Origin of the sequence: Janthinobacterium sp. YR213, assembly GCF_900099875.1 — a bacterium.
Taxonomy (GTDB): domain Bacteria; phylum Pseudomonadota; class Gammaproteobacteria; order Burkholderiales; family Burkholderiaceae_D; genus Janthinobacterium; species Janthinobacterium lividum.
In genome coordinates this window covers 1,100,512-1,126,370 of the sequence record NZ_FNDA01000001.1, presented here as the reverse complement: position 1 = coordinate 1,126,370, position 25,859 = coordinate 1,100,512, and the positions used below count along the sequence as shown (strand labels likewise).

20 protein-coding genes are annotated in these 25,859 nt (G+C 67.9%); 11 read left to right on the top strand and 9 right to left on the bottom strand.

Annotation, left to right across the window (positions count from 1 at the left end; translation table 11 throughout):
• Positions 1-44 precede the first annotated feature (44 nt).
• The gene (locus tag BLT98_RS04940) at positions 45-3,569 is read right to left on the bottom strand and encodes an indolepyruvate ferredoxin oxidoreductase family protein (RefSeq protein ID WP_092606917.1); all 3,525 of its coding nucleotides are present in this window, start codon (positions 3,567-3,569) and stop codon (positions 45-47) included.
• A gap of 428 nt (positions 3,570-3,997) precedes the next feature.
• Between BLT98_RS04940 and gshA the strand changes: the two genes are divergently transcribed.
• The 5 genes from gshA to BLT98_RS04915 all read left to right on the top strand — a co-directional run bounded on the left by gshA (position 3,998) and on the right by BLT98_RS04915 (position 9,318).
• Complete coding sequence (gshA, locus tag BLT98_RS04935) at positions 3,998-5,629, top strand: glutamate--cysteine ligase (RefSeq protein ID WP_092605671.1); 1,632 nt, start codon at positions 3,998-4,000, stop codon at positions 5,627-5,629.
• 34 nt (positions 5,630-5,663) lie between these two features.
• Complete coding sequence (gene gloA / locus BLT98_RS04930) at positions 5,664-6,059, top strand: lactoylglutathione lyase (RefSeq protein ID WP_034783936.1); 396 nt, start codon at positions 5,664-5,666, stop codon at positions 6,057-6,059.
• A gap of 85 nt (positions 6,060-6,144) precedes the next feature.
• Positions 6,145-7,656, top strand: coding sequence for a BufA1 family periplasmic bufferin-type metallophore (locus BLT98_RS04925; protein WP_092605669.1), 1,512 nt, complete (start codon positions 6,145-6,147; stop codon positions 7,654-7,656).
• Positions 7,656-8,516, top strand: a complete 861-nt coding sequence (locus BLT98_RS04920) for an MNIO family bufferin maturase (protein WP_092605667.1) — start codon at positions 7,656-7,658, stop codon at positions 8,514-8,516. Before BLT98_RS04925 ends, BLT98_RS04920 begins: the two co-directional genes overlap by 1 nt.
• Complete coding sequence (locus tag BLT98_RS04915; RefSeq protein ID WP_092605665.1) at positions 8,506-9,318, top strand: HvfC/BufC N-terminal domain-containing protein; 813 nt, start codon at positions 8,506-8,508, stop codon at positions 9,316-9,318. The genes BLT98_RS04920 and BLT98_RS04915 overlap by 11 nt, the downstream gene beginning before the upstream one ends.
• An 8-nt stretch (positions 9,319-9,326) precedes the next feature.
• On the opposite strand, the gene BLT98_RS29100 is transcribed toward BLT98_RS04915, so the two are convergent.
• Positions 9,327-9,491: a hypothetical protein gene (locus tag BLT98_RS29100; RefSeq protein WP_167468680.1), complete on the bottom strand. Its 165-nt coding sequence runs from the start codon at positions 9,489-9,491 to the stop codon at positions 9,327-9,329.
• 213 nt (positions 9,492-9,704) lie between these two features.
• Here BLT98_RS29100 and BLT98_RS04910 point away from each other — a divergent pair, with 213 nt between their 5' ends.
• The gene (locus tag BLT98_RS04910; RefSeq protein WP_034783938.1) at positions 9,705-10,610 is read left to right on the top strand and encodes a LysR family transcriptional regulator; all 906 of its coding nucleotides are present in this window, start codon (positions 9,705-9,707) and stop codon (positions 10,608-10,610) included.
• 19 nt (positions 10,611-10,629) lie between these two features.
• Here BLT98_RS04910 and BLT98_RS04905 read toward each other — a convergent pair whose 3' ends face one another.
• The 6 genes from BLT98_RS04905 to BLT98_RS04880 all read right to left on the bottom strand — a co-directional run bounded on the left by BLT98_RS04905 (position 10,630) and on the right by BLT98_RS04880 (position 19,951).
• Complete coding sequence (locus BLT98_RS04905; protein ID WP_092605663.1) at positions 10,630-12,069, bottom strand: efflux transporter outer membrane subunit; 1,440 nt, start codon at positions 12,067-12,069, stop codon at positions 10,630-10,632.
• Complete coding sequence (locus BLT98_RS04900) at positions 12,066-15,206, bottom strand: efflux RND transporter permease subunit (protein ID WP_092605661.1); 3,141 nt, start codon at positions 15,204-15,206, stop codon at positions 12,066-12,068. Before BLT98_RS04900 ends, BLT98_RS04905 begins: the two co-directional genes overlap by 4 nt.
• Before the next feature lie 9 nt (positions 15,207-15,215).
• A complete protein-coding gene (locus tag BLT98_RS04895; protein WP_092605659.1) occupies positions 15,216-16,358 on the bottom strand; it encodes an efflux RND transporter periplasmic adaptor subunit in 1,143 nt (380 codons plus the stop codon).
• Entirely contained in the window at positions 16,355-17,755 is a 1,401-nt protein-coding gene (locus BLT98_RS04890) for an MFS transporter (protein ID WP_070257674.1), read from the bottom strand. The genes BLT98_RS04895 and BLT98_RS04890 overlap by 4 nt, the downstream gene beginning before the upstream one ends.
• Before the next feature lie 190 nt (positions 17,756-17,945).
• Positions 17,946-18,803 (bottom strand): serine O-acetyltransferase, encoded by an 858-nt coding sequence (gene cysE, locus BLT98_RS04885; protein ID WP_080753494.1) that lies wholly within the window; start codon positions 18,801-18,803, stop codon positions 17,946-17,948.
• A gap of 290 nt (positions 18,804-19,093) precedes the next feature.
• Positions 19,094-19,951, bottom strand: a complete 858-nt coding sequence (locus tag BLT98_RS04880; RefSeq protein ID WP_034783945.1) for an MBL fold metallo-hydrolase — start codon at positions 19,949-19,951, stop codon at positions 19,094-19,096.
• Between the two features lie 188 nt (positions 19,952-20,139).
• Here BLT98_RS04880 and BLT98_RS04875 point away from each other — a divergent pair, with 188 nt between their 5' ends.
• A complete protein-coding gene (locus tag BLT98_RS04875; RefSeq protein ID WP_070257673.1) occupies positions 20,140-20,376 on the top strand; it encodes a hypothetical protein in 237 nt (78 codons plus the stop codon).
• Positions 20,377-20,487: 111 nt separating this feature from the next.
• Positions 20,488-20,736 carry a hypothetical protein gene (locus tag BLT98_RS04870; RefSeq protein WP_034783948.1) on the top strand — a complete coding sequence of 83 codons (249 nt, stop codon included), beginning with the start codon at positions 20,488-20,490 and terminating at the stop codon, positions 20,734-20,736.
• Between the two features lie 33 nt (positions 20,737-20,769).
• Here the strand turns inward: BLT98_RS04870 and BLT98_RS28685 are convergent, their stop codons facing one another.
• Entirely contained in the window at positions 20,770-21,054 is a 285-nt protein-coding gene (locus BLT98_RS28685; RefSeq protein WP_139179098.1) for a hypothetical protein, read from the bottom strand.
• A gap of 50 nt (positions 21,055-21,104) precedes the next feature.
• On the opposite strand from BLT98_RS28685, the gene prpB reads away from it, so the two are divergent.
• From prpB to acnD, 3 genes are all read left to right on the top strand, one after another.
• On the top strand, positions 21,105-21,992 hold the full coding sequence (prpB, locus tag BLT98_RS04865; RefSeq protein ID WP_034783951.1) for a methylisocitrate lyase: 888 nt from the start codon (positions 21,105-21,107) through the stop codon (positions 21,990-21,992).
• A gap of 69 nt (positions 21,993-22,061) precedes the next feature.
• Positions 22,062-23,216, top strand: coding sequence for a bifunctional 2-methylcitrate synthase/citrate synthase (prpC, locus tag BLT98_RS04860; RefSeq protein WP_034783952.1), 1,155 nt, complete (start codon positions 22,062-22,064; stop codon positions 23,214-23,216).
• Positions 23,217-23,227: 11 nt separating this feature from the next.
• A complete protein-coding gene (gene acnD, locus BLT98_RS04855; protein WP_092606914.1) occupies positions 23,228-25,822 on the top strand; it encodes a Fe/S-dependent 2-methylisocitrate dehydratase AcnD in 2,595 nt (864 codons plus the stop codon).
• Positions 25,823-25,859: the final 37 nt, after the last annotated feature.

The following is a 25,859-nucleotide window of genomic DNA, read 5'->3' as shown; positions in this document are numbered from 1 at the left end:
CGCGGCAAGGCGCCGCGCCGTGTGGTGGTCAATGGAAAACATGTTTACTGGTAGCGCCGGATGGCGATGGTGCGGAAAGGCTGCTGGGCGTGTGGCGCGGCGGGGACGGCGGCAGCGGCCGGCTGTTCCAGCCTGGCCAGCAGCGCCTGCGCACGCAGTTCGGCGGCATCGATGCTGGCCAGTTTCACGTGGCCGTAGCCGCGGATGGCCTGCGGCAGTTCGGCCAGCGCCACGATGGAATCGAGGTTCCCGGCGCTCAGGCGCGGCAGCAGGGCGTCGAGGCGTGCCGTGTAGTCGGTGATCAGCTGGCGCTCGCGGCGCCGTTCGGCGCTGTAGCCAAACACGTCGAACCGCGTGCCGCGCAGCCCCCTGGCCCTGGCCAGCAGCGCCAGCAGCCTGCCCATCCAGGGGCCGAAGGCGCGCTTGCGCTTGCCCAGCAGCGGCGGCGCCATGTGGAAGGTGAGCGTCACGTCGCCCTCGAACTGCTGCTGCAGCTCGCGCTGGAACTGGCCGTCCGAGAACAGCCGCGCCACCTCGTATTCATCCTTGTAGGCCAGCAGCTTGCTGTAGCCGCGCGCCACGGCCAGGGTCAGCACGGGCGGCGCATCGGCGCCGAAGACGGCGCTTTCGCGCTCGCGCACGCGCGCGACAAACGCCTGGAAGCGTTCCGCCAGCGCCGCGTTCTGGTAGCGCGCCAGCATGGCGCTGCGCTGTTCCATCAGCGCGCCCAGGCTGGCGTCTTCCGCCACCGGACCCGCGGCCACGCCTTGCAGCAGGGGCGCGCCGCAGGCGGCCAGGCGGCCGGCGGCAAAGGCCGCCTTGTTGGCGTCGACGGCCACGCCATTCAATTCGATGGCCCGTTCCAGCGCCGCCAGGCCGACGGGGATCAGGCCGCGCTGCCACGCAAAGCCCATCAGCAGTATATTGGCCATGATGGTGTCGCCCATCAGCTGGCGCGCCAGCACCTGGCCGTTGCATTCGGCGATGTGTTCCACGCCGACGGCGTGGCGCAGCTTGTCCATCAGGGCGCCCGCATGCTGCGGCGCATCCGGATCGCGCACCATGGCGGCGGTGGGGAACTGGTGCGTGTTGGCGACCACGCGCGTGTGGCCGTGGCGCAGGGTCTGCAACGCGTCGGCGCTGGCGCCGACCACCATGTCGCAGGCCAGCATCGCATCGGTCTGGCCGATGTCGATGCGCGCCTGGTGCAGATCCTGGCCGGCCAGGGCCAGGCGCACGAAGGACAGCACGGCGCCGCCCTTTTGCGCAAAGCCCATGAAGTCGAGCACCGAGGCTTGCTTTCCCTCCAAGTGCGCGGCCATGGAAACGAGCGCGCCCACCGTCACCACGCCCGTGCCGCCCACCCCCGTCACCAGCAGGTTGAACGGGCCGTGCCAGGCATGCGGCGCGGGCAGGGGCAGGGCTGCCGCGGCGCGGCGCAGGGCTTGCGGATCGATGGCGGCGTCGGCTGCCTTGCGCAAGGCGCCGCCGCGCACGGAGACGAAGCTGGGGCAAAAGCCGTTGGCGCAGGAATAATCCTTGTTGCAGGACGACTGGTCGATGGCGCGCTTGCGGCCGTAGCCCGTTTCCAGGGGCACGATGGACAGGCAGTTCGACTGGACACCGCAATCGCCGCATCCCTCGCACACGGCGCTGTTGATGACCATGCGGCGCGGCGGATCGGGCAATTCCTTTTTCTTGCGGCGCCGGCGCAGCTCGGCCGCGCAAGTCTGGTCGTAAATCAGCACGGTGACGCCCTTGACGTCGCGCAGGCGGCGCTGCACCTGGTCGAGCTCTTCGCGTCCGTGGAAGGTGGCGGGCGGCGGGAAGCGGCCGTGCAAGCCCGCGTATTTTTCCGGCGCGTCGCTGACCACGGCAATCGCCTTGGCGCCTTCGGCATGCACTTGCCAGGCGATGGCGTCGACCGTCAGGCTGCCGTCGATGGGCTGGCCGCCCGTCATGGCCACGGCGTCGTTGTATAAAATCTTGTAGGTGATATTGGCGCGCCCGGCGATGGCCTGGCGGATGGCCAGGAAGCCCGAGTGGAAATACGTGCCGTCGCCCAGGTTCTGGAACACGTGCGGGGTGGTGCTGAACATCGAGTGCGCCACCCAGTCGACGCCTTCGCCGCCCATCTGTATCAGCCCGGTGGTATCGCGCTCCATCCACGAGGCCATGAAATGGCAGCCGATGCCGGCTTGCGCGCGCGAACCCTGCGGCACCTTGGTCGAGCTGTTGTGCGGGCAGCCGGAACAAAAATAAGGCTGGCGCCGCACGCCGTCGGCCGCATTGGCCAGCAGCGCGGCGGGCGCGAAGCCGGGCAGCAGGGCGCGGCGGTCGAGCGCCGGCTTGTGCCGCGCCAGCCAGGCCGCCAGCACGCCGGCGATGCGCGACGGGCGCAGTTCGCCCTGCGCCGGCAGCAGCGGCGCGCCGCCGGCATCGAGCTTGCCCAGCACCAGCGGGCGGGCGCTGTCCGGCAGGTTGTAGAACAGGGTGCGGATCTGCTGCTCCACCAGCGGCCCCTTTTCCTCGATGACGAGGATTTCCCGCAAGCCCGCCTTGAACTGTGCCAGGCGTTCGGCTTCCAGCGGAAAACTCAGGCCCACCTTGTACAGGCGCACGCCGGCGCGTTCCAGCACATCGAGACTGAGGCCCAGGCGCCGCAGCACTTCGAGCACGTCGAGATGCGCCTTGCCGCAGGTGACGATGCCGATATCCGCTTGCGGGCTGGGACACAGCAGGCGGTCGATGCTGTTGGCGCGCGCGAACGCGTGCACGGCGGCCAGCTTGTGCGCGTGGCGCGTCTCGATGGGCAGGCCGGGCAGGTCGGGCCAGCGGTAATGCAGGCCGCTGGCCGGCACGCTGTAGTCGGCCGGCTGCTCGAAGCGCGTGCACAGGCCGTCCAGGTCGACCGTGGCGCCGCTTTCCACCGTTTCGGAAATGGCCTTGAAGCCCACCCACATGCCGGAAAAGCGCGACAGCGCCCAGCCGTACAGGCCAAATTCCAGGTATTCGGCGATGCTGGCCGGATTGACGATGGGCATGCTCCACGCCTGCATGGCGAAATCGCTCTGGTGCGGCATTGATGACGAGACGCAGCCGTGGTCGTCGCCGGCCACCACCAGCACGCCGCCGTGCGGCGAGGAGCCGTACACATTGCCATGCTTGAGCGCATCGCCGGCCCGGTCGACGCCCGGCCCCTTGCCGTACCAGAGGGCGAACACGCCGTCGGCCGTGCGCTGGGGATCGGTCTCGACCTGCTGGCTGCCCAGCACGGCGGTGGCTGCCAGCTCTTCGTTAATGGCGGGCAGGAAACGGATCTGCTGCGCTTCCAGCACGCCGCGCGCGCGCCACAGCGCCTGGTCGTAGCCGCCCAGCGGCGAGCCCCGGTAGCCGCTGATGAAGCCGGCCGTGTTCAGGCCCCGCTCGCGGTCGAGCCAGCGCTGCATCAGCGGCAGGCGCACCAGTGCCTGGGTGCCGGTCAGGAAGACGCTGCCGCCGCGTGCCAGCAAGTTGTCCTCCAGCGCATAAGTGCTCAGGCGTACAACGCCCGGGTCGTCCGCGACCATCTTGTCCATCACTTCCACCTGTGTTCTCCCATCGCCTTGTCGGCTTCCTTGTTGGCTTGCATGCCGCATGCACGCATGCATGTGTCTTGAGCACGCTGCCGTGTCGGCGCGCCGGATACGGAAGAGGGGCGCGCCGGCGCTGCGATGCCGGCGCAACCAAACTTTTCCGTCTATTGATATTCGTTTATCAAGATAAGGGGCCGCGCGGGACGGCGCAATTCGCAAATGCTGAGTGCAGCACTCAATAACACTGATGCGAACGCCGGTGCCGGGCGCATGCCTCGGAAATCCGGGTGCCTGGCCCCTGGCATCAGTGTTTCTGATCCCCGTACTCAGGATTTGCGAGTTGTGTGGTGCGGGGCTTGGGGCTTATCGTCGGCGTCGAGATGGAAAGCCGAACGATGTTTTTTTGTAAAGGCAGCACAGCTATGAGTTCATTATTGACGCGCCGCATGGCGCTGCTGGCAGGCGCGGACGGACATGCGCTGCTGGCCCAGGGATTGCGCGGCATCGAGCGCGAAGCGCTGCGCGTGGACGGCCGCGGCCACCTGGCCGCCACGGCGCATCCGCTGGCGCTGGGCGCGGCCCTGACCCATCCCACCATCACGACCGACTATGCGGAGGCGCTGATCGAGCTGATCACGCCGCCCGAGCAGGATACGGCCACCATGCTGGACGGCTACGACGCCTTGCACCGTTTCGTCTTCAGCGGACTGGGCGACGAAATGCTGTGGAGCCACTCGATGCCGTGCCGTCTGCCCGCCGACCCCGACATCCCGATCGCCTGGTACGGCAACTCGCACATCGGCATGCTCAAGCATGTCTACCGGCGCGGCCTGGCGCTACGCTATGGCAAAAGCATGCAGTGCATCGCCGGCATCCACTACAACTACTCGCTGCCGCCCGCATTGTGGGAGCGCCTGCGGGCGGACGAGGGCGATGGCCGCACGGCGATGCAGTTTCAGTCGGAAAGCTATGTCGGGCTGATCCGTAACTTCCGCCGCTATGGCTGGCTGCTGATGTATCTGTTCGGAGCCGCGCCAGCCCTGTCGGCGCATTTCCCGGGACGCGGCGACTTCCCGCTGGAGCAGCTGTCGGCCGATACCCTGTACCTGCCGTACGCCACCAGCCTGCGCATGAGTGACATGGGCTACCAGAACGATGCCCAGGCCGGCCTGACCCCCGACTACAACACGCTCGACAGCTATATCACCAGCCTGGCGGCGGCGATGAACCATCCGTACCTGCCGTATGTCGAGCTGGGCACGCGGCGCGAGGGGCAGTGGGTGCAGATCAATACCAACCGCCTGCAGATCGAGAACGAGTACTACTCGGCGATCCGCCCCAAGCGCGTGGCGCACAGCGGCGAGCGCCCCTTGCATGCGCTGGCCCAGCGCGGCGTGCAGTACGTGGAGGTGCGCTGCCTCGATGTCGACCCGTTCGAGCCGCTGGGCATCGGCGCGCCAGCCTGCCACTTCCTCGACGCCTTTCTGCTGTTTTGCGGGCTGCAGGACAGCCCGCTCACCGGCCATGCGGAAAGCCGCGAGAACACCGAGAATTTCGCCCGCACCGTCAAGGAAGGACGCCGTCCGGGACTGCTGCTGGAGCGCCACGGCGAACAGCTCAGCCTGCAGGCCTGGGCTGGCGAGCTGCTCGATCGCATTGCCCCCATGGCCGCGCTGCTGGACCAGGCGCGCGGCGGCGACGATTGCGCCACGGCGCTGGGGGCGCAGCGCGCCAAGCTGGCGGACGTGACGCTGACGCCTTCGGCGCGCGTGCTGGCGGCGATCCGCGCCGAGCAAGGCAGTTTCGACGCCTTCGCCCTGCGCCAGAGCGCGGCGCACGCGGCGCATTTCCGCGGCCGACCCCTGGCGCCTGCGGCGCTGGCGCGCTTCACGGCGCAGGCCGATGCCTCGCTGGCCGAGCAGGAGCGCGTGGAACGCGCCGACAGCGGCGACTTCGGCCAGTTCGTCCAGCGCTACCAGGCGGGCGCCCGCTACCTGCCGGTGCCGGACGAACCGGCCATGGAAACTGTCTTGCCACAGCAGCGCGTAGCCTGACCCCTTGTCCCAATTTGATCCGAGCCATCACACCATGCGCATACTTCATTGCATGCTGCGCGTCGCCGACCTCGACGCCGCGCTGCATTTTTATCGCGACGCCCTGGGCATGACCCTGCAGCGGCGCCACGATTATCCCGATGCGCGCTTTACGCGCGCCATTGTCGCCTATGGCGAAGCGCCGGCGCACGCCGCCATCGAACTGACGCATAACTGGGACCGGCAAGCCTACACCCACGGCGACGCCTACGGCTACCTGGCCCTGGCGGTCGACGATGCGGCCAGCGTCTGCGCCAGGGTGCGCGCGCATGGCGGCACGGTCACGCGCGAGGCGGGACCGATGAAACACGGCAGCAATGTCATCGCCTTCGTGCAGGACCCCGACGGCTACCGCATCGAGCTGATCGAAGCGAGCGCGCACTATGACTGATGCATCGACTTAACAACGACTGACACGGCATGGCAGGCGCGCCGCTGGCGGCGCCTGCCGGCATTTTTGAAAAGGAAGCCACCGCATGGTGCAAGTATCAACGACAGGCAAGGCCGCCACGCCGCCAGCGCCAGTGCCGCAGCCGCAGAACCGGCAGGCGCTGGTACAGGCGGCCGTGGCCGCGGCCTGCGCCCTGGCCGTGGCGCTCCCCGCGCCGGCGCAGGCGCCGGAAAAAAAGGCCGCCGCCAAGAGCGAAATCTGCTATGGCGTGGCCAAGGCCGGCCAGAATGAATGTGCCAATACCACCTGCTTCCATTTGTGTTCGGGCATGGCGACCGTCGACCGCGATCCTGGCGAATGGATGACCGTCCCGGCCGGCACGTGCACGGCGCTGGGCGGCAAGGTGGAGGCGGCGCCGCTGGCCTGCCCGGGCGCGGCGCCCGCCAGGACCGGACCACCGGCCGATGTGGCGGCGGGCGATGCGCTGTACCACGAGGGCGACGCGGCGCGCGCGCTGCCGGCGTGCGCCGCCTGCCATGGCCCCAAGGGCAATGCCGCCGTCGCCGATTATCCGAAGCTGGCCGGGCAGAACCTGGCCTACCTGGATGGCCAGCTGCGCGCCTTCCGCTCGCATGCGCGCGTCAGCCCCCTGATGAACACGGCTGTAGCGCCCCTGACGGATGGCGATATCGCCAACCTGTCCGCCTATTTGTCCAGGCAAAAGCCGGACGCCATCGACCCCAGCCTGACCACCCCCGTGGCCGCCGGCAAGTCGTTCCGCGATTGCGACGGCGCGTGCCCGGAGATGGTGCCGCTGCCGGCCGGGCGCTTCCTCATGGGATCGCCGCCTGGCGAGAGCGGGCGCTTCGGCAATGAAGGCCAGCACCCGGTCGAGATCCTGCAGCCGTTTGCCATCGGCCGCTTCAGCCTGACGTTCGAGCAGTTCGACGCCTGCATCCAGGATGGCGGCTGCGACGGCTACCGGCCGTCAGACGAAGGCTGGGGACGCGGCACGCGCCCGGCCGTCAACGTCAGCTGGAACGATGCGCAAAGCTATCTGCGCTGGCTGTCGAAAAAGAGCGGGGCGCGCTACCGCCTGCCCACCGAGGCCGAGTGGGAATATGCGGCGCGCGCAGGCACCGTCACGGCGCGCTGGTGGGGCGAGGACATCACGCGCGGCGACGCCAAGTACGGCCCCGACGACTGTCCGCAGCAGAAGCATTGCGGCGGCGTGGTATCCGGTTCGGGCAACTGGCCCACCACGGCGCCCGTGGGCAGCTACGCGCCCAATCCGGCAGGGCTGTACGACGTGCTGGGCAACGTGTGGCAGTGGACGGCCGATTGCTGGCACAGCGACTACGAAGGCGCGCCGAAAGATGGCCGCGTGTGGGATGAAGCGGCTTGCAAGAAGCGCGTGGCGCGCGGCGCCTCCTGGACCGACACGCCGAACTTCGTGCGCGCGGCCACCCGCCTGGGCCTGGGCGCGGAAGGGCGGCGCGGCTGGATCGGCCTGCGCGTGGTGCGCGAGATGGACGCGGCGCCCGGCACGGCGGCCAAGGGCGGCGCGGCGCCGGCGGGCACGCGCGGCTTGCCCTGATGCGCGAGGTGGCGCAGGCCGCGCCCCTGGTGGGCGTCGGCCTGCGCGGCGCGCATTACCGCGACATGCTGGCGCGGCGCCAGCCCGTGGACTGGCTCGAGGTCCACAGCGAGAACTACCTGGCCGAAGGCGGCTGGGACCTGCACGTGCTCGAGACGCTGCGCGCCGATTATCCCGTCTCGCTGCATGGCGTCGGCATGGGCCTCGGCTCCGTGCACGGCTTTTCGCGCGCGCACGTGGAGCGGATCGCCCGCCTGGCCGCGCGCATCGAGCCGATGCTGGTGTCCGAGCACCTCTGCTGGGGCGCCACCGGCGAGGCGATGCTCAACGACTTGCTGCCGCTGCCGCTGAACGGTGCCAGCCTGGAACTGGTTTGCCGGCGCGTCGACCTGGTGCAGGAGGTACTAGGCCGTCGCATCCTGCTGGAGAACGTCTCGACCTATCTGCGTTTTCCCGGCGACAGCTGGGGCGAGACGGAGTTCCTCGCCTGCGTGGCGCGCCGTACCGGTTGCGGCGTGCTGCTGGACATCAATAACCTGTATGTCAATCAATGCAACCACGGCGAGGATGCCCTGGCCGCGATGGCGGCGCTGGCGCCGGGCCTGGTCGGCGAATTGCATCTGGCCGGCCACTGCGAAGATGGCGGCCTGCTGGTCGACCACCACGGCGCGCCCGTGGCCGCTGCCGTGTGGGAACTGTACCGGGCCGCCTTGCGCCGCTACGGTCCGCTGCCAACCCTGGTCGAATGGGATACCAACTTGCCGCCCTTCGCCGCCTTGCTCGACGAAGTGGCCCGCGCGCGGGCGCTTGCCGGCGAGGTGCTCGCGCCGGCGGGCCTGGCGGCGCGCGATGACGCTTGAGGAGCTGGCGCGCCTGCAGGCCGCGTTCGGCGCGCAGATCAGCGCGCAGACGCCGGATGCCTGCGCGTTGGCGCCGTGGCTGGACACCGATGCGCGCAGCGCCAGCGCCCTGGCGCGCTATGGCCAGGCGCTGCGCCAGCATCACGCGCGCTCGCTGGAGCTCGTGTATCCGGTGCTGCGCGCGCTGGGCGGCGCCTCCTGGTTCCTGGCCATGGCGCATGCCTACGGCGATGCGCATCCGTCACGCAGCGCCGACCTGGCCCGTTTCGGCGCCAGCCTGCCGGTGTTTCTTGCCGCCTGGCCGCCGGCCGCCGCGCATGGCTATTTTGCCGACGTGGCGCGCCTGGAGTGGCTGCTGCATGAAGCCCATGGCGCGCCCGATGCCGCTGCGCTGACCTTGCGCGACGTGCAGGCGGCCGGGGCGGGCCAGGTCGATGCCTGGCAGCTGGCGCTGCATCCGGCGGCCGTGCCGTACCGTTCGCCCTGGCGCGCGGCGGCGATCTGGCTGGCGCACGACGCCGCGGCGCGGCATGCCATGCCGCCTGATGCACGGGGCGAGACGCTGGCACTCGTGTACCGCCACGGTTGGTCGGCGCAGGTGCGCGAGATCGACGCGGTGGAAGCGGCGGCGCTGGACGTGCTGGCTGGCGGGTCCACCCTGGGCGCTGCGCTGGCGGCGGCGCAGCAGGCGCACCTGAAGGGCAACGGCTGCACGCCGTTCGCGCCGGCGCCCTTGCTGCTGCGCTGGCTGGCCGATGGCTTGCTGGTGCAGGCGAGTGATGGCGCGCGCGCGCTGAAGTAGAGGCGTGCCTACAATGGCCAGCCGCAGGTACCCCAGCCGGTGGCGTCCAGAGGATAGGCATCGGCCGGCGCGGCCGCAGCCTTGCCTTCGCTGCCGTCTTGCTCCTGCTCCTGGATCGGCGCTTCGCTGGCCGGCGCAAGGAAGCGCGCGGCCCAGGACAGCAGGCGGCTCACCGACTGCTCCCTGGCATCGATGCCAGTGCGTGGTAAATGGTGCGGGCGGCTGGGGCGGATGAAGGAGCAAGAATGGCTGGCATGTCGTTGTCGATCAAAGTGGCGATGCAGCCATCGTAGCGCCGCGCCGGGCGCGCCGGAAGGCGTGTGGCGCGCAATGTATCCATGCGTCTGGCGCCATGGCGCCAGCAAATCATGCTAAGGTAAGAAACTATGTCGATACCCGATCTGAACCTGTTAATCACCCTCGATGTCCTGCTTGCCGAAGGCAGCGTCACGCGCGCCGCGCGGCGCTTGCGCCTGAGTCCATCGGCCATGAGCCGCGCCCTGGCGCGCCTGCGCGAGACGACCGGCGATCCGCTGCTGGTGCGCGCCGGGCGTGAACTGGTGCCCACGCCGCGCGCGCTGGAGCTGCGCGAACGGGTGGGCCAGCTGGTGGGCGAGGCGCTGGCCGTGCTGGGACCGGCGCAGCGGCTCGATCCGCGCCAGCTGGAGCAGACCTTCACGCTGCGTTCGAGCGACGGTTTCGTGGAAAATTTCGGTCCTGCGCTGCTTGCGCATATCGGCGCGCAAGCGCCCGGCGTGCGCCTGCGTTTCGTGCAAAAGGTCGACCGTGAAAGCGTGCAGCTGCGCGAGGGCAGCATCGACCTGGAGACGGGCGTGATCGGCAATTTCACCAGCCCGGAAGTGCGCACGCGCAGGCTGTTCGGCGACCGTTTCGTGGGCGTGGTGCGCAGCGGCCATGCGCTGGCCCAGGGCGAGATCAGCGCCGAGCGCTATGCGGCCGGCCAGCATGTGCTGGTGGCGCGGCGCGACCAGGATACGGGACCGATGGACGACGCGCTGGCGGCGCTGGGACTGCAGCGCACGATCGCCAGCATCGTCGGCGGCTTCACTGCGGCGCTGGCGCTGGCCGCCGGTTCCGACCTGATCGCCACCGTGCCGGAACGGCATACGGGCAATCTGCGCGCCGGCATGTTCAGCTTTGCGCTGCCGCTGCGCATGCCGGATCTGACCGTCTCCCTGATGTGGCATCCACGCATGGACGCCGACCCCGCCCACCGCTGGCTGCGCGGCTGCGTGGTCGACGCCTGCGCCGGCCAGTCAGGCGCCGCCTGACGCCGCCGGCAGCGTCATCCTAGCGCGTCACGGGTCCGTCGAAGCCGCCCGCCATGGCCGTGTAGCCACGGGCCGTGGCGATGGCCACGTCGCGGTGAGCCGTCACCAGCTGCTCCTGCGTGGCCAGCGCAATACGTTCCGCTTCGAGCACGCCGAGCAGGCTTTCCGCGCCTTCCTGGTAGCGCACCCTTGCCAGGCGCGCGCTTTCCTGCGCCAGCTGGTGCGCCTCGCGCAGTTCCGCGTGGCGGCTGCGCAGCTGTACCCATTGTGCGATGGCGCTGTCGGTTTCCTCCAGTGCCAGCGCCAGCGCCTTGTCGAAGCCGGCCTGCGCGGCCAGCACTTCGGCGCCCGCTGCGCGCGCGCGGGCGCGGCGCGTGCCGCCGTCGAACAGCGGCAGGGAAAAGGCGGCGCCCGCATGCCAGCGCGCCGCATCGCCGCCATTCCAGTCGCCGGCCACGCCGGAGGCGCCGAACAGCGCGCCCAGGCTGATGCGCGGGAAGCGCTCGGCGATGGCGGCGCCTTCGCGGGCGCTGGCCGCCGCCAGCGCCCGTTCTGCCGCGCGCACGTCGGGCCGGCGCAGCAGCAAATGGGCCGGTTCGTCCGTCAGCAAGGATTGCGGCAGCGCCAGCGGCATCGGCTGGTCGAGCGCCGCCAGTTCCGGCGCATCGAGGCGCTGTCCCGTGAGGGTGGCCAGCCGGTTGCGCGCCACGCGCTCATCAAAGTTCAGGCTGGGCAGGCGGGCACTGGCCAGGCGCATCTGCGCCTCGGCGCGCATGCGTTCGGCCGGCGCGGCGCGGCCCGCGTTCTCGCGCTCGCGCACCAGCCGCAAGGTGCCGGACTGGTTCGATAATTGCTCCTGCAGGCTGGCGCGCATCTGCTGCGCGCCGCGCAGCACCAGGTAGGCATCGACCACCTGCGCCAGGATCAGGCGCCGCACGTCGTCGCGCACGGCGGCGCGCTCGTCCGCCGAAGCCTCGGCCGCGGCGATGCTGTGGCGCACGCGGCCGAACAGGTCGAGCTCCCAGCTGAAGACGGCGTTCCACTGCACCGGCGAGGCGATGTGCGGCCGGCCATCGCTGCTCTCGATCGCCGCCAGGCGCGCGCGCCCGGCCTGGGCATCAAGATCTACCGTCGGCAGGCGGGCGCCGCGCGCCGCTTGCGCGAACTCGCTGGCGCTGGCCAGGCGCGCGGTGGCGATGCGCACGTCGTAATTGTCTTGCCAGGCGCGCTTGACCAGCTGCTCCAGCCTGGCATCGCCCAGCTCTTGCCACCACAGCGCGGGCGGCGCGCCGGCCTGCAGCTCCGGTGCGCCGGCGGCCGAGGGCAGGACCGGCAACTGCGCCGTGTCGAGCGCCCGCGTGGCCGTGGGTGTGCCGACGCTGCAGCCGGCCAGGGTTAGCATGGCGGCCGCCAGCAGCGGCGCGGCGTTGCGCGTGTTCAAGTGAATCATGCGGCTCATGCGGCTTCTCCCAGCGCGACCGTGCGCGCGGCAGGCGCCGTGCGGCGTCTGCTCAGCAAGGTGAAAAACAAGGGTGTAAACAACAGGCCCGACAAGGTCACGCCCAGCATGCCGGCGAAGACGGCCGTGCCCATCGACTGGCGCATTTCCGCGCCCGCACCGGAAGACAGCATCAGCGGTATCGCGCCCAGCAAAAAAGCCAGTGAGGTCATCAGGATGGGCCGCAGACGCGTGCGGGCGGCGGCGATGGCCGCTTCGCGCGCATCGGCGCCGGCCGCCATCGCCTGGCGCGCGAATTCGACGATCAGGATGGCATTCTTGGCAGCCAGGCCGATCAGCACCACGATGCTGATCTGCGTCAGCACGTTGTTGTCCAGGCCGCGCCACGATACCCCGATCAGCGTGGCCAGCACGCAGCTGGGCACGATCAGCACGACGGACAGGGGCAGCAGCCAGCTTTCAAACAGGGCCGCCAGCAGCAGGTACACCAGCAGCACGGCCAGGCCCAGCACCATGCCGGTGCTGCCGCCCGCGTGCTTTTCCTGCAACGCCAGTTCCGTCCACTCGTAGTCGAAGCCGGCCGGCAGGCGCGCCTTGAGCAGCTCTTCCATCGCGGCGATGGTTTGCCCCGTCGAGTAGCCAGGCTTGGTGCTGCCCTGGATTTCGGCGGCGGGATACAGGTTGTAGCGCGGCACGCGGAACGGCGCCGTGCCTTCGCTGAAGGTGGCCACGCTGCCCAGCGGCACCATGTCGCCGTTGGCGGCGCGTGTCTTCAGCGCGGCCAGGTCGGCCACGCTGCGCCGGTAGGGCGCGTCCGCCTGCGCGGTGACCCGCCAGACCCGGCCCATCAGATTCATGTCGTTGACGAACACGGGCGCCATGTAGCTTTGCAGGGTCTCGTTGACGCGCAGCAGCGGCACGCCCAGGTACTCGGCCTTGGTGCGGTCCAGTTCAACCTTGATCTGCGGGCTCATGGCGTTGAACGGCGTGAAGGCGCCCATCACAGAGGGCAGTTTCCCCGCTTCCTCGGCGATGCCGCGCGCGGCCGCCTGCAACGCTTGCGGTCCCAGGCCGCCCGTGTCGCGCAGCATCAGCTTGAAGCCGCCGCCGGTGCCGATGCCGGGCACGGAAGGCGGGGGTATCACCATCACGCGCGCCGCGCTGATGGGCGCCAGCCTGGCGCGCATGGCGCCCAGCATGGCCGGGCCGTCCAGGCCATCGCTGGCGCGCGCGCCGAAGTCCTTGAACATGGTGAAGATGACGGCCGTGTTGGGCGCCGAGGTAAACGTGGCGCCGTCGGTGCCGACGAAGGCGGCCGTGTGGGCCACGCCGGGGTGGCTCATCAGGCGGGCCGTGGCGTCCTGCACCACTTCGCTGGTGCGCGCCAGGGTCGAGCCGGCCGGCAGCTGGATCGAGACGATGGCATAGCCGCGGTCCAGCTGCGGCACGAAGCCGCGCGGCGTCACGTCCAGGCGCCACAGGGTCAGGCCCGCCAGCACCAGATACACGGGCAGCATCAGCCAGCGCCGCGAGAGTATGCGCCCGGTCAGCTGCACGTAGCCGCCTGTCAGGCGGGAAAAACCGCGGTTGAAGATGGTCATCCAGCGTGCGCCCAGGCTGTTGGCATCGTGCTGCGGCTTGAGCAGCAGCGCGGCCAGGGCCGGCGACAGCGTCAGCGAGACCAGCGCCGAGATCACGGTGGAGGCGGCGATGGTGACGGCGAACTGGCGGTAGAACATGCCGGAGATGCCATCGATGAAGGCCGTCGGCACGAACACCGCCACCAGCACCAGCGCGATGGCGACCAGGGCGAAGCCCACCTCGTTCATGCTGCGCTGCGCCGCGGCGACGGGGCTCATGCCTTCCTCCATGTGGCGCTCGACGTTTTCCACCACCACGATGGCGTCATCGACGACGATGCCGATCGCCAGCACCAGGCCGAACAGCGACAGGGTATTGAGCGTATAGCCCATCGTGGCAAGCACCGTGAAGGTGCCGACCAGGGACACGGGAATGGCCAGGATGGGAATGATGGCGGCGCGCCACGAGCCGAGGAACAGCAGCATGGCCAGGCATACCAGCAGTGCCGCCTCGAAGATGGTGTCGCGCACCTTGTCGATCGAGGAGCGGATGAATTCGGTCGGGTTGTAGTAGGCGTGGTAGGCGACGTCCTGCGGGAAATCGGCTTCCATCTTCGCCAGCTGGGCCAGCACGCGGTCGCCCGTGGCCAGCGCGTTCGAGCCGGGCAGCAGGCTGATGCCCAGCGCGATGGCCGTGCGGTTGTCGACAAAGCCGCTTTCCGTGTAATCCTGCGCGCCCATCTCGACGCGCGCCACGTCGCGCAGGCGCACCACGCCGCCATCGGCATGCGCGGCCACGACGATCGCTTCGAATTCGGCCACGTCGCGCAAGCGGCTTTGCGCCTGCACCTGCACCTGGTAGGCACCGTCGCTGCCGCCCGGCGGCTGGTTCAATACCCCCGCCGCGACCTGCGAATTGGCTTGCCGCACGGCGGCGATCACTTCCGGCGCCGTCAGGCCCAGCGAGGCCACGCGCGCCGGGTCGAGCCAGATGCGCATCGAGAAGTCGCGCGCGCCGCGCGTGTAGATGTCGCCGACGCCTTCAACGCGGGCCAGCTTGTCCTTGATGGCGGTGCCGATGAAGTTGGAGATGTACTGCTGGTCGCGCGTGCCTTTCGGCGAATCGAACAGCACCACCATCAGCAGGTCGGGCGAGGCCTTCTTGACGGCCAGCCCCAGCCGGCGCACGGCTTCGGGCAGGCGCGCTTCGGCTACCGCCACGCGGTTCTGCACCAGCGACTGGGCCTGCTCGACATTGGTGCCCGGCTTGAACACCACGCTGATGGTCAGCTTGCCGTCGCCCACCGATTGCGAGGACATGTAGAGCATGCCGTCGACGCCATTGATTTCCTGTTCGATCGGCGCGGCGACGGTATCGGCGATTTCCTGCGCCGAGGCGCCCGGGTAGTTGGCCTTCACCGTGACCGTGGGCGGCACGATCTCGGGAAACTCCGAGATCGGCAGGCGCATGGCCGACACCGCGCCCACCAGCGTGATCAGGATAGACAGCACGATGGCAAACACGGGACGGCGGATGAAAAATTGGGAAAAACGCATGGTCTCTCCTTATGCGCCGTTGGCGCGGGGAGTCGCCACCAGCACCTGGTCGCCCGGCCGCACCTTGGCCGCGCCGGAGACGATGACCCTGTCCTGTGGCGTGAGGCCGGAGAGCACGATCTGCTTGTCGCCCTGCAGGCCGCCCAGTTCCAGTTTGCGCGGCGCCACCTTGCCCGCCGCGTCCACGACGAACACCATCTTTTTGTTCTGGTCGCTGAGGATGGCGGCGTCGGGCACCAGCAGGCGCTCTTGCGCCGCGCCGACGGGAATGCGCACGCGCGCAAAGCTGCCCGGCATGACGGCGCGGTCGGCGTTGGCCAGGCTGGCGCGCAGGCGCACCGTGCCCGAGCGGGCGCTGATCTCGTTGTCGACAAAGTCGACGGTGGCATCCTGGGCGGGGCCGCCGCCATCGAGCGCCAGCTGCACCTTGCCCGGCAGCTTGCTTTGCTGGCGCAGGCGCTGGAAATCCGCTTCGGACAGGTCGACCATGGCGCGCACGGGGCTGTGCGCAACGATGGTGGTCAGCACGCCGCTCTGCGCCGCGCCGCCGGCCACGTAGTTGCCGACATCGACGCGGCGGTCCGACACCGTGCCGGCGATGGGCGCGCGCATGGTGGTGAAGGACAGCTCCAGTTCGGCGCTGCGCAATTCCGCCTTGCTCAGCATGACGGCCGCCTGCGCGCCTTCCAGCTCGCCGCGCGCCCGTTCCAGTTCCTCGGTGCTGGCCGCGCCCGTTTGCTGCAGCCGGCTGCTGCGCTCGAACTGGGCCGTTGCCAGCTTGCTGCGCGCATTGGCCTGGGCCAGGCTGGCCTGGGCGCGGTCGCGCGCCGCCGCGAAGGGACGCGGGTCGATGACGAACAGCGCATCGCCGGCCTTGACCTGCTGGCCATCGCGAAAGGCGATCTGCTGCAGATAGCCCGACACGCGCGAGCGCACTTCCACGCGCTGCGACGGCTCGATGCGGCCCGTGTAGTCGAGGGTCGCCTGCACCATCGACGTTTCCGGCAGCGCCACGGAAACGGTGGGCTTGGGCGGCGGGCCGCCAGGCGCGGCCTGGGAACGGCCGCAGCCGGACAAGGTGGCGCTGCAGGCCAGGGCCAGCAGCATTAACAGCGGGACGGGCAGGGACGGGATCGGACGGGGGCGCATCATGCGGGGTCTCCAGAAGGCGTAGGGGGCTTGGCCAGGGCGCGGCCGAGCGCGAAAATGGCCAGCGCGGCGAGTATCAGCGCGCTGGCGACGGCAAAGGTGGCGTGCATGCCACGGATCATGGCGGCTGGCTGGGCGCTGGCGATATCGCTGGCGCTGGCAAAAAAAGCGAAGATGGCGCCCATCACGGAGGCGCCCGTGACGAGGCCCAGATTGCGCGACAGATTGAGCATGCCGGAGATGAGGCCGCGCTGGTCGGGAACGATGTCGCCCATCACGGCGGTATTGTTGGCTGCCTGGAACAGCGCGTAGCTGGCCGTGAGCAGCATGATCGGCGCGACGTAGCCGGGGATGCCCAGGCTGGCGGGCAGCAGGGACAGCGCCAGGCAGGCAGCGGTCGCGCCGCACAGGCCCGCGCCGCCCATGCGCTGCGCGCCGTAGCGGTCCACCAGCCAGCCGGACGGCACGCCGCAGAACGCCGCCACCAGCGGTCCGGCCGCCAGCACCATGCCGGTGACGGCCGTGCCCAGGCCCAGGCCGCGCGCCAGGTAGAAGGGGCCGACCACCAGGGTGGACATCATGACCGTCGACACCAGCATGCTGGTCGCCAGGCCGGCGCTGAGCACGGGCGCGCGCAGCATGGCCAGGCGTATCAGCGGCGCCGGCGCCTTCAGTTCCACATACACGAACAGGGCGCCGCCCACGCAGGCTGCCAGCAGCAGCGCCACGTTGCGCATGCCGAAATGGCCGCGGCCCAGGGTCATGGCCAGCGCATAGGCGGCCAGGGTCAACGCCAGCAGCAGCGTGCCGCGGTGGTCGAAGACGGGACGCCTGGCGTGCGCGCCGCGCTGGTCGGCCGGCAGGAAGCGCCATGCCATCAGCAGCGCCACGCCGGCCAGCGGCACGTTGACGAGGAAAATGGCTTGCCAGCCGAACTGCGCGATCAGCAGGCCGCCCAGTGCGGGGCCGAGCGTGGTGCCGACGGCCGACATGGTGCCGAGCAGGCCCATGGCGCTGCCCGTCTGCGCCTTGGGCACGGTGCTGCCGACAAAGGCCATGGTCAGGGCCATCATGACGGAAGCGCCGAGGCCCTGCAGGGCGCGCGCGGCGACCAGCAGCCACAGGGTGGGCGCCAGGGCGCACAGGATGGAGGCGACGGCAAACAGCGCGATGCCTGCCAGCAGCAGGCGGCGCCGGCCGATCATGTCGCCGAGGCGGCCCACGCTGACGATCAGCGCGGTGATGGCCAGCAGGTAGGCCAGCACGATCCATTGCACATCCTGGAACGGCGCATGCAGCGCCTTGGCCATGTCGGGCAGGCCCACGTTGGCGATGCTGGTGCCCAGCGCGGGCAGCAGCATCGACAGGGACAGGCTGGCAAGCGCGCCGCGCACGGGCATCGTGGCGGTACCGGCCGGGGCGGCCTGCTGGCTGGGTGAGGGTGGTAGGGGTTTTGACGGCGAATTCATAAGGTGGTTGATCCATCCATTAACGGTCATTACATGGTACTGAGGGATTTGGTATGGCGGAAGACGCACAATTTGCACTTTGTTATTGCGTTTGACGCCATGTCTGGTGCGCCGGGCAGCGCTACAGCATCTGGTCCATCTCGAAGGCCGGCAGGCTGTCGGCCTGGTGGTAGCGGACGATGCGCCCGGGAATGCCGGCCACGGTGCAATGCGCGGGCACGTCGCGCAGGACCACGCTGCCGGCGGCCACCTTGCTCATGGCGCCGATCTCGATGTTGCCGAGGATTTTGGCGCCCGCACCCAGCATCACGCCCGAACGGATCTTCGGATGGCGGTCGCCATGCTCCTTGCCGGTGCCGCCGAGGGTGACGTTCTGCAGGATGGAAACGTTGTCGTCGACCACGGCCGTTTCACCGATGACGATGCCGCTGCCGTGATCGAGCATGATGCCCGCGCCGATGCGCGCGGCCGGATGGATGTCGATGCCGAAGACGCTTGCCGCGTGGCTGGACAGGGCAAAGGCGGCCTCGCTGCGGCCCGCCGTCCACAGATGGTGCGCCATGCGGTAGGTCTGCAGCGCATGAAAGCCCTTCAGGTTCAGCAGCGCGTGCAGGCCGTCGGGACAGGCCGGATCGCGCTGCGCGATGGCCGCCAGGTCGGCCGTGATGCTGGCCAGGATGCGCGGCTGCGTGCTTAAAATGTCCTCGAACAGGGGGCGCAGCACGGCCGGGCGCATGTCGCGGGCGCCCAGGCGGTGCGCCAGGACGGCGGCGAGCAGTCCGGCGGGGCTGTCATGCGGCAGAATCAGCTCGTCGAGCATGGGCCGCAGCAAGGGCTCGCGCGCGGCGAGCCGCAGCGCCAGTTCGCGTACCTGCTCCCAGGCGCAGTCCACGCTGGCGGGCTGGCAGGCTGCGGCGGCGTCGATGCGGCGCAGGGGCGGCGCGGGCGGCAGGGGGCTGGCGTATGTCAAGTAAGTCATCGTGGCGCCTGTCCAGGCAAAGGAAGGAAAAGTGGAGCGCCTGGCAACAACGCCGGCGCCGGCTGGCAAGTGCCCAGGGTCCCGGAAGGCCGGGCTGCGCGGATTGCGGGTACACGATAAGCCGCCGCAGGGGGCGAAGCAAATCGTAAATACTGAGCGCGCGGCTCACGATTCCTGATGCTTGGGGAGGGTGTGGCAGGGGCGCATGCCGCGCCGGCGCTCGGGCAGGCGGCGCCAGGGGGGCGGTGCGGTGCGGCGGGAAGGAGGGGGCGCAGCGTGGCCCCGCGAAATTACAGCGCGTTGAGCGGAATCTTCAGGTAGCGCACGCCGTTGTCTTCCGGCTCGGGCAGCTTGCCCGCATTGATGTTGACCTGGATGGCGGGCAGGATCAGTGTCGGCATGTCGAGGGTGGCGTCGCGGCTGGTGCGCATGGCCACGAACTGCTCTTCCGTGATGCCGTCGCGCAAGTGGATGTTGCCGGCGCGCTGCTCGGCCACCGTCACTTCCCAGCGCGCCTCGCGGCCGTTGGGCGGGTAGTCGTGGCACATGAACAGCCGCGTCTGCGGCGGCAGCGCCAGCAATCGCTGCGCGGAGCGGTACAGCAGGGCAGCGGAACCGCCGGGAAAGTCGCAGCGGGCCGAGCCCACGTCCGGCATGAACAGGGTGTCGCCGACAAACACGGCGTCGCCGATCTGGTACGCCAGGTCGGCCGGCGTATGGCCGGGCACGTGCAGGGCGCGTACTTCCAACTTGCCGATATGAAAGACCTGGTCGGGCGCGAACAGCTGGTCGAACTGCGAGCCGTCGGCCCTGGCGTCATCCTGGTGGTAGACGGCCGCGAACGCCTGCTGCACCGTCTGGATGGCGGCGCCGATGGCCACGTCGCCACCCAGCTGCTGCTGCAGGTAGGGCGCGGCGGAAAGATGATCGGCGTGCGCGTGCGTTTCCAGCAGCCAGCGGCATTGCAAGCCGTGTTCGCGCACGAAGGCGATCACCTTGTCGGCCGAGGAGGTGGACGTGCGCCCCGCCTTGGGGTCGTAGTCGAGCACGGAATCGATGATGGCGCAGTCCCGGCCATCGGCCTCGTACACAACATAGGTGACGGTGGCGGTGGCGGGGTCGAAGAAAGCTTGGATTTGTGGAGTCATCACGGCGGCAAGGGGCGGGCAAGGGAGGGACAGGGAATGGCATTATATCGCCAGAGTTCGCCCAAAAAATGTTGAAAATTGACATTTAACATGCGAAAAACAGATAAGCGGGCGCGCATGCGCCTGGCACAGTCGTGCGCACCCTGGCGCTTGCAGCATGGTAACCTCATTCTTACAAGGAGGAATTCATGAACGATATCACTGCACGCAGCGAACAATACCGCGGTTTTACGATTTCGGTGACCCCGCAAAAGGATAACGACGATTTATGGGATTTCACCTACCGCCTGCAGCGCGAAGGCGAACCCGAGGCGCAGGCGATCACGCGCAGCCGCACCCTGGGCGGCTACGCGGCCCCGGAAACGGCTTGCACGGCTGGCCTGGAAGTGGCCAGGACGGAAGTGGATAATCTGCTGCGCCCTTGAGCCGGCGTAAATCGTTTAGCCCGATTGCCCGCTGGCGCGTGAAACACATCGCTGCCAGTCGCGCTTCATGCTACGATTTCCACTATTGAGTCAGTCACGAAGGAGGCACCCATGGATAGCAGTTCTAAAATTCACTATAAAGGCTGGGAAATCGTTCCCCTGGCCGTGCCCACCACCGACGGCAAATGGTCGGCCAGTTGCGATATCGAGCGCGCCACGGCCGAAGGCCTGGAAGTGTTCGAAGGCTCGACCATGCAATTCGTGCGCGACGACGAGGAGGGCGCTATTGCCGCCGCCTGCGAAGAAGCCGTGCGCCAGATCGACAACATCATCGCCAATCCGCTGGTGCGGCTGGCCTAGTTTGCCTTCTCAGCATCTGTCGCAGTCCCTGTATTACTCAGCCGGCGCCCGCCGGCTGTTTTTATTGCGCGTCTTGCCAGCCTTGGCTTTCGTCTCCGCTGTTCTCCTGTTTGTTGCATGTTTCATGATGTGTTTCAAAATGAATGGCATGAAACATAATTGAAACATCCTTGACGCCAAACGTGACATCGCTGCTCCGCCGCGTGACAGCCACGATGCCCAGCCCATGGCCGTCTTGCCCGCATTTTCACTCTGCGGCAGATGGTGTGTCCCCTGGCCGGCAGGTCCTGGCACGGCATTTGCAATACTGATGCTCATAGCCACTCCGTGAAACATTCGGGACCATCCGAAACCCATAAGGTGAACACATGACTCAATACTCCGCAGGTGCCGCATTCCGCAAGGCCGTCCAGGAAGAATCCCCGTTGCAAGTCGTCGGCGCCATCAACGCCAACCACGCCTTGCTGGCCAAGCGCGCCGGTTACAAGGCCATTTACCTGTCTGGCGGCGGTGTCGCGGCCGGCTCGCTGGGCTTGCCCGACCTGGGCATTTCCAGCCTGGATGACGTGCTGACCGATATCCGCCGCATCACCGACGTGTGCGATCTGCCGCTGCTGGTCGATGCCGACACGGGCTTCGGTTCGTCCGCCTTCAACGTGGCGCGCACCGTGAAATCGATGATCAAGTTTGGCGCGGCGGGCCTGCACATCGAAGACCAGGTGGGCGCCAAGCGCTGCGGCCACCGTCCGGGCAAGGAAATCGTCAGCAAGGAAGAAATGGTCGACCGCATCAAGGCGGCCGTCGATGCGCGCACGGACCCGAATTTCGTCATCATGGCGCGCACCGATGCGCTGGCCGTCGATGGCCTGGAAGCGGCGCTCGAGCGCGCTGTCGCCTGCGTCGAAGCGGGCGCCGACATGATCTTCCCGGAAGCCATCACGGACCTGGATATGTACGCCACGTTCGCCAAGGCCGTCAACGTACCGATCCTGGCCAACATCACGGAATTCGGATCCACGCCGCTGTTCACGCTGGACGAATTGCGCAGCGCCCACGTGGGCCTGGCCTTGTATCCGCTGTCGGCTTTCCGCGCCATGAACAAGGCGGCGGAAAACGTCTACCAGGCGCTGCGCCGCGATGGCACGCAAAAGAACGTGGTCGACACCATGCAGACGCGCATGGAGCTGTATGAATCGATCAATTACCATGATTTCGAGCAAAAGCTCGACGCGCTGTTCGCCGCGCAAAAGAAATAAACAGAAGCAGGGGCCGCATGCCGGCCCCGCAGTGACGCAACCGAGACTAGTCAATTTTTGGAGAAATCAATGAACGCACCGCAAGCCGCCACTTTCAAGCCTAAAAAATCCGTCGCCCTGTCCGGCGTCACCGCCGGCAACACGGCGCTGTGCTCGGTCGGCAAGACCGGCAACGATTTGCACTACCGCGGCTATGACATCCTGGACGTGGCCGACAGCTGCGAGTTCGAGGAAATCGCCTACCTGCTGGTGCATGGCAAGCTGCCCACCAGCGCCGAACTGAAAGGCTACAAGGCCAAACTGAAATCCTTGCGCGGCCTGCCGTCCGCCGTCAAAGCCGCGCTGGAAGCCTTGCCCGCCGCCGCCCACCCGATGGACGTGATGCGCACGGGCGTGTCCGTGCTGGGCTGCACCTTGCCGGAAAAAGACGACCATAACGCGCCAGGCGCGCGCGACATCGCCGACCGCCTGATGGCGTCGTTCGGCTCCATGCTGCTGTACTGGTACCACTATAGCCATAACGGCAAGCGTATCGAAGTGGAAACGGACGACGACTCGATCGGCGGCCACTTCCTGCACCTGCTGCATGGCGAAAAACCGTCGGCGTCGTGGGAAAAAGCCATGCATACGTCGCTGATCCTGTACGCGGAACACGAATTCAACGCTTCGACCTTTACCAGCCGCGTGATCGCCGGCACGGGTTCGGACATCCACTCGGCTATCACGGGCGCCATCGGCGCGCTGCGCGGCCCGAAACACGGCGGCGCGAACGAAGTGGCGCTGGAGATCCAGAAACGCTACGACAACGCCGACGAAGCGGAAGCGGATATCCGCGAGCGCGTGGCCAACAAGGAAGTGGTGATCGGCTTCGGCCACCCCGTCTACACGATCTCCGACCCGCGCAACGTCGTCATCAAGGAAGTGGCGCGCAATCTGTCGCTGGAAGCCGGTTCCACGAAAATGTTCGACATCGCCGAGCGCCTGGAATCGGTCATGTGGGAAATCAAGAACATGTTCCCCAACCTGGACTGGTTCTCGGCCGTGTCGTACCACATGATGGGCGTGCCGACGGCGATGTTTACGCCGCTGTTCGTCATCTCGCGCACCTCGGGCTGGGCCGCGCACATCATCGAGCAGCGTATCGACAACAAGATCATCCGCCCGAGCGCCAACTACGTGGGCCCGGAAGACCTGGAATTCGTGCCGATCAAGGACCGCAAATAATGAGCATCAAGATGAATACCTTGCACCGCAAATCCTTGCCGGGCACCCAGCTAGACTACTTCGATACGCGCGCCGCCGTCGATGCGATCCAGCCAGGCGCCTACGCCACCTTGCCCTATACCTCGCGCGTACTGGCCGAAAACCTCGTGCGCCGCTGTGACCCGGCCACCCTGGACGCTTCGCTGAGCCAGTTCATCGAACGCCGCCGCGACCTGGACTTCCCCTGGTTCCCCGCGCGCGTCGTCTGCCATGACATCCTGGGCCAGACGGCCCTGGTCGACCTGGCCGGCCTGCGCGACGCCATCGCGGCACAGGGCGGCGACCCGGCGCTGGTCAATCCGGTGGTCCCCACGCAGCTGGTGGTCGACCATTCGCTGGCCGTCGAATGCGGCGGTTTCGACCCGGACGCCTTCGCCAAGAACCGCGCCATCGAAGACCGCCGCAACGAAGACCGTTTCGACTTCATCGACTGGACGAAAAAAGCGTTCAAGAACGTCGATGTGATCCCGCCGGGCAACGGCATCCTGCACCAGATCAATCTTGAGCGCATGTCGCCCGTGATCCAGGTGCAGGACGGCGTGGCCTATCCCGACACCCTGGTGGGCACGGATTCGCACACGCCCATGGTCGATGCGCTGGGCGTGATCGCCATCGGCGTGGGCGGTCTGGAAGCGGAAAGCGTGATGCTGGGCCGCGCCTCGTGGATGCGCCTGCCCGACATCATCGGCGTCAAGCTGACGGGCAAGCCGCAGCCGGGCATCACGGCCACGGACACGGTGCTGGCGCTGACGGAATTTCTGCGCAAGCAGAAGGTCGTCTCGTCCTACCTGGAATTCTTTGGCGAAGGCGCTTCGCACCTGACCCTGGGCGACCGCGCCACGATTTCCAACATGGCGCCGGAATTCGGCGCCACGGCCGCCATGTTCTACATCGACGCGCAAACCATCAAATATCTGAAACTGACGGGCCGCGACGACGAACTGGTGAAGCTGGTGGAGCTGTATGCCAAAGAGACGGGCCTGTGGGCCGACAGCCTGGCCGACGCGCAGTACGAGCGCGTGTTGAGCTTCGACCTGTCGTCCGTCGTGCGCAATATCGCCGGCCCGTCGAACCCGCACAACCGCGTGCCGACGTCGGAACTGGCCGCGCGCGGGATTTCCGGCGTGGTGGAAAACGAGCCGGGCAAGATGCCGGACGGCGCCGTCATCATCGCCGCGATTACCAGCTGCACCAACACGAACAATCCGCGCAACATGATCGCGGCCGGCCTGATCGCGCGCAATGCGAACCGCCTCGGCTTGACGCGCAAGCCGTGGGTGAAATCGTCGCTGGCGCCCGGCTCGAAAACCGTGGAACTGTACCTGCAGGAAGCGGGCCTGATGCCGGAACTCGAAACACTGGGCTTCGGCGTGGTGGCTTTCGCCTGCACCTCGTGCAACGGCATGTCGGGCGCGCTCGACCCCGTGATCCAGGATGAAGTGGTGTCGCGCGACCTGTACGCCACGGCCGTCTTGTCGGGCAACCGCAACTTCGACGGCCGCATCCACCCATATGCGAAGCAGGCTTTCCTCGCTTCGCCGCCGCTGGTGGTGGCCTACGCAATCGCCGGCACCATCCGCTTCGATATCGAAAAGGATGTGCTGGGCCATGATGCGGACGGCAAGCCTATCCTGCTGAAGGATATCTGGCCGTCCGACGAGGAAATCGACGCCATCGTCGCTTCCAGCGTCAAGCCGGAGCAGTTCCGCAAGGTGTATATCCCCATGTTCGCCAAGCAAGCGGACGACGGCATCAAGGTCAGCCCCCTGTACGACTGGCGTCCGCAGACGACGTATATCCGCCGTCCGCCATACTGGGAAGGCGCGCTGGCTGGCGCTCGCCCATTGAAAGGCATGCGTCCCCTGGCCGTTTTGGGCGACAACATCACGACCGACCACTTGTCGCCATCGAACGCCATCATGCTCGATAGCGCGGCCGGCGAATACCTGGCGAAGATGGGCTTGCCGGAGGAAGACTTCAATTCCTACGCCACGCACCGGGGCGACCATCTGACGGCGCAGCGCGCCACGTTTGCCAACCCGACCCTGAAGAACGAGATGGTCATCGAGGATGGCAAGGTCAAGGCCGGTTCGCTCACGCGCATCGAACCGGAAGGCACGATTTCACGCATGTGGGAAGCCATCGAGGTGTACATGGAGCGCAAGCAGCCCCTGATCATCATCGCCGGCGCCGACTACGGCCAGGGTTCCTCGCGCGACTGGGCCGCCAAGGGCGTGCGCCTGGCCGGCGTGGAAGCCATCGTGGCCGAAGGCTTCGAGCGCATCCACCGCACCAACCTGGTGGGCATGGGCGTGCTGCCGCTGGAATTCCTCCCTGGCGTGAACCGCAAGACCCTGGGCCTGGACGGCAGTGAAACCTACGACGTCATCGGCGAGCGCACGCCGCGCTCCAGCTTGACCTTGCTGATCCACCGCAAGAATGGCGAAACGGTGGAAGTGCCCGTCACCTGCCGCCTCGACACGGCGGAAGAGGTGTCGATCTACGAGGCCGGCGGCGTCTTGCAGCGCTTTGCGCAGGACTTTTTGGAGTCCTCAAAAGCGGCGTAAACGGGTAGGTCGGATTAACGTAGCGTAATCCGACAAT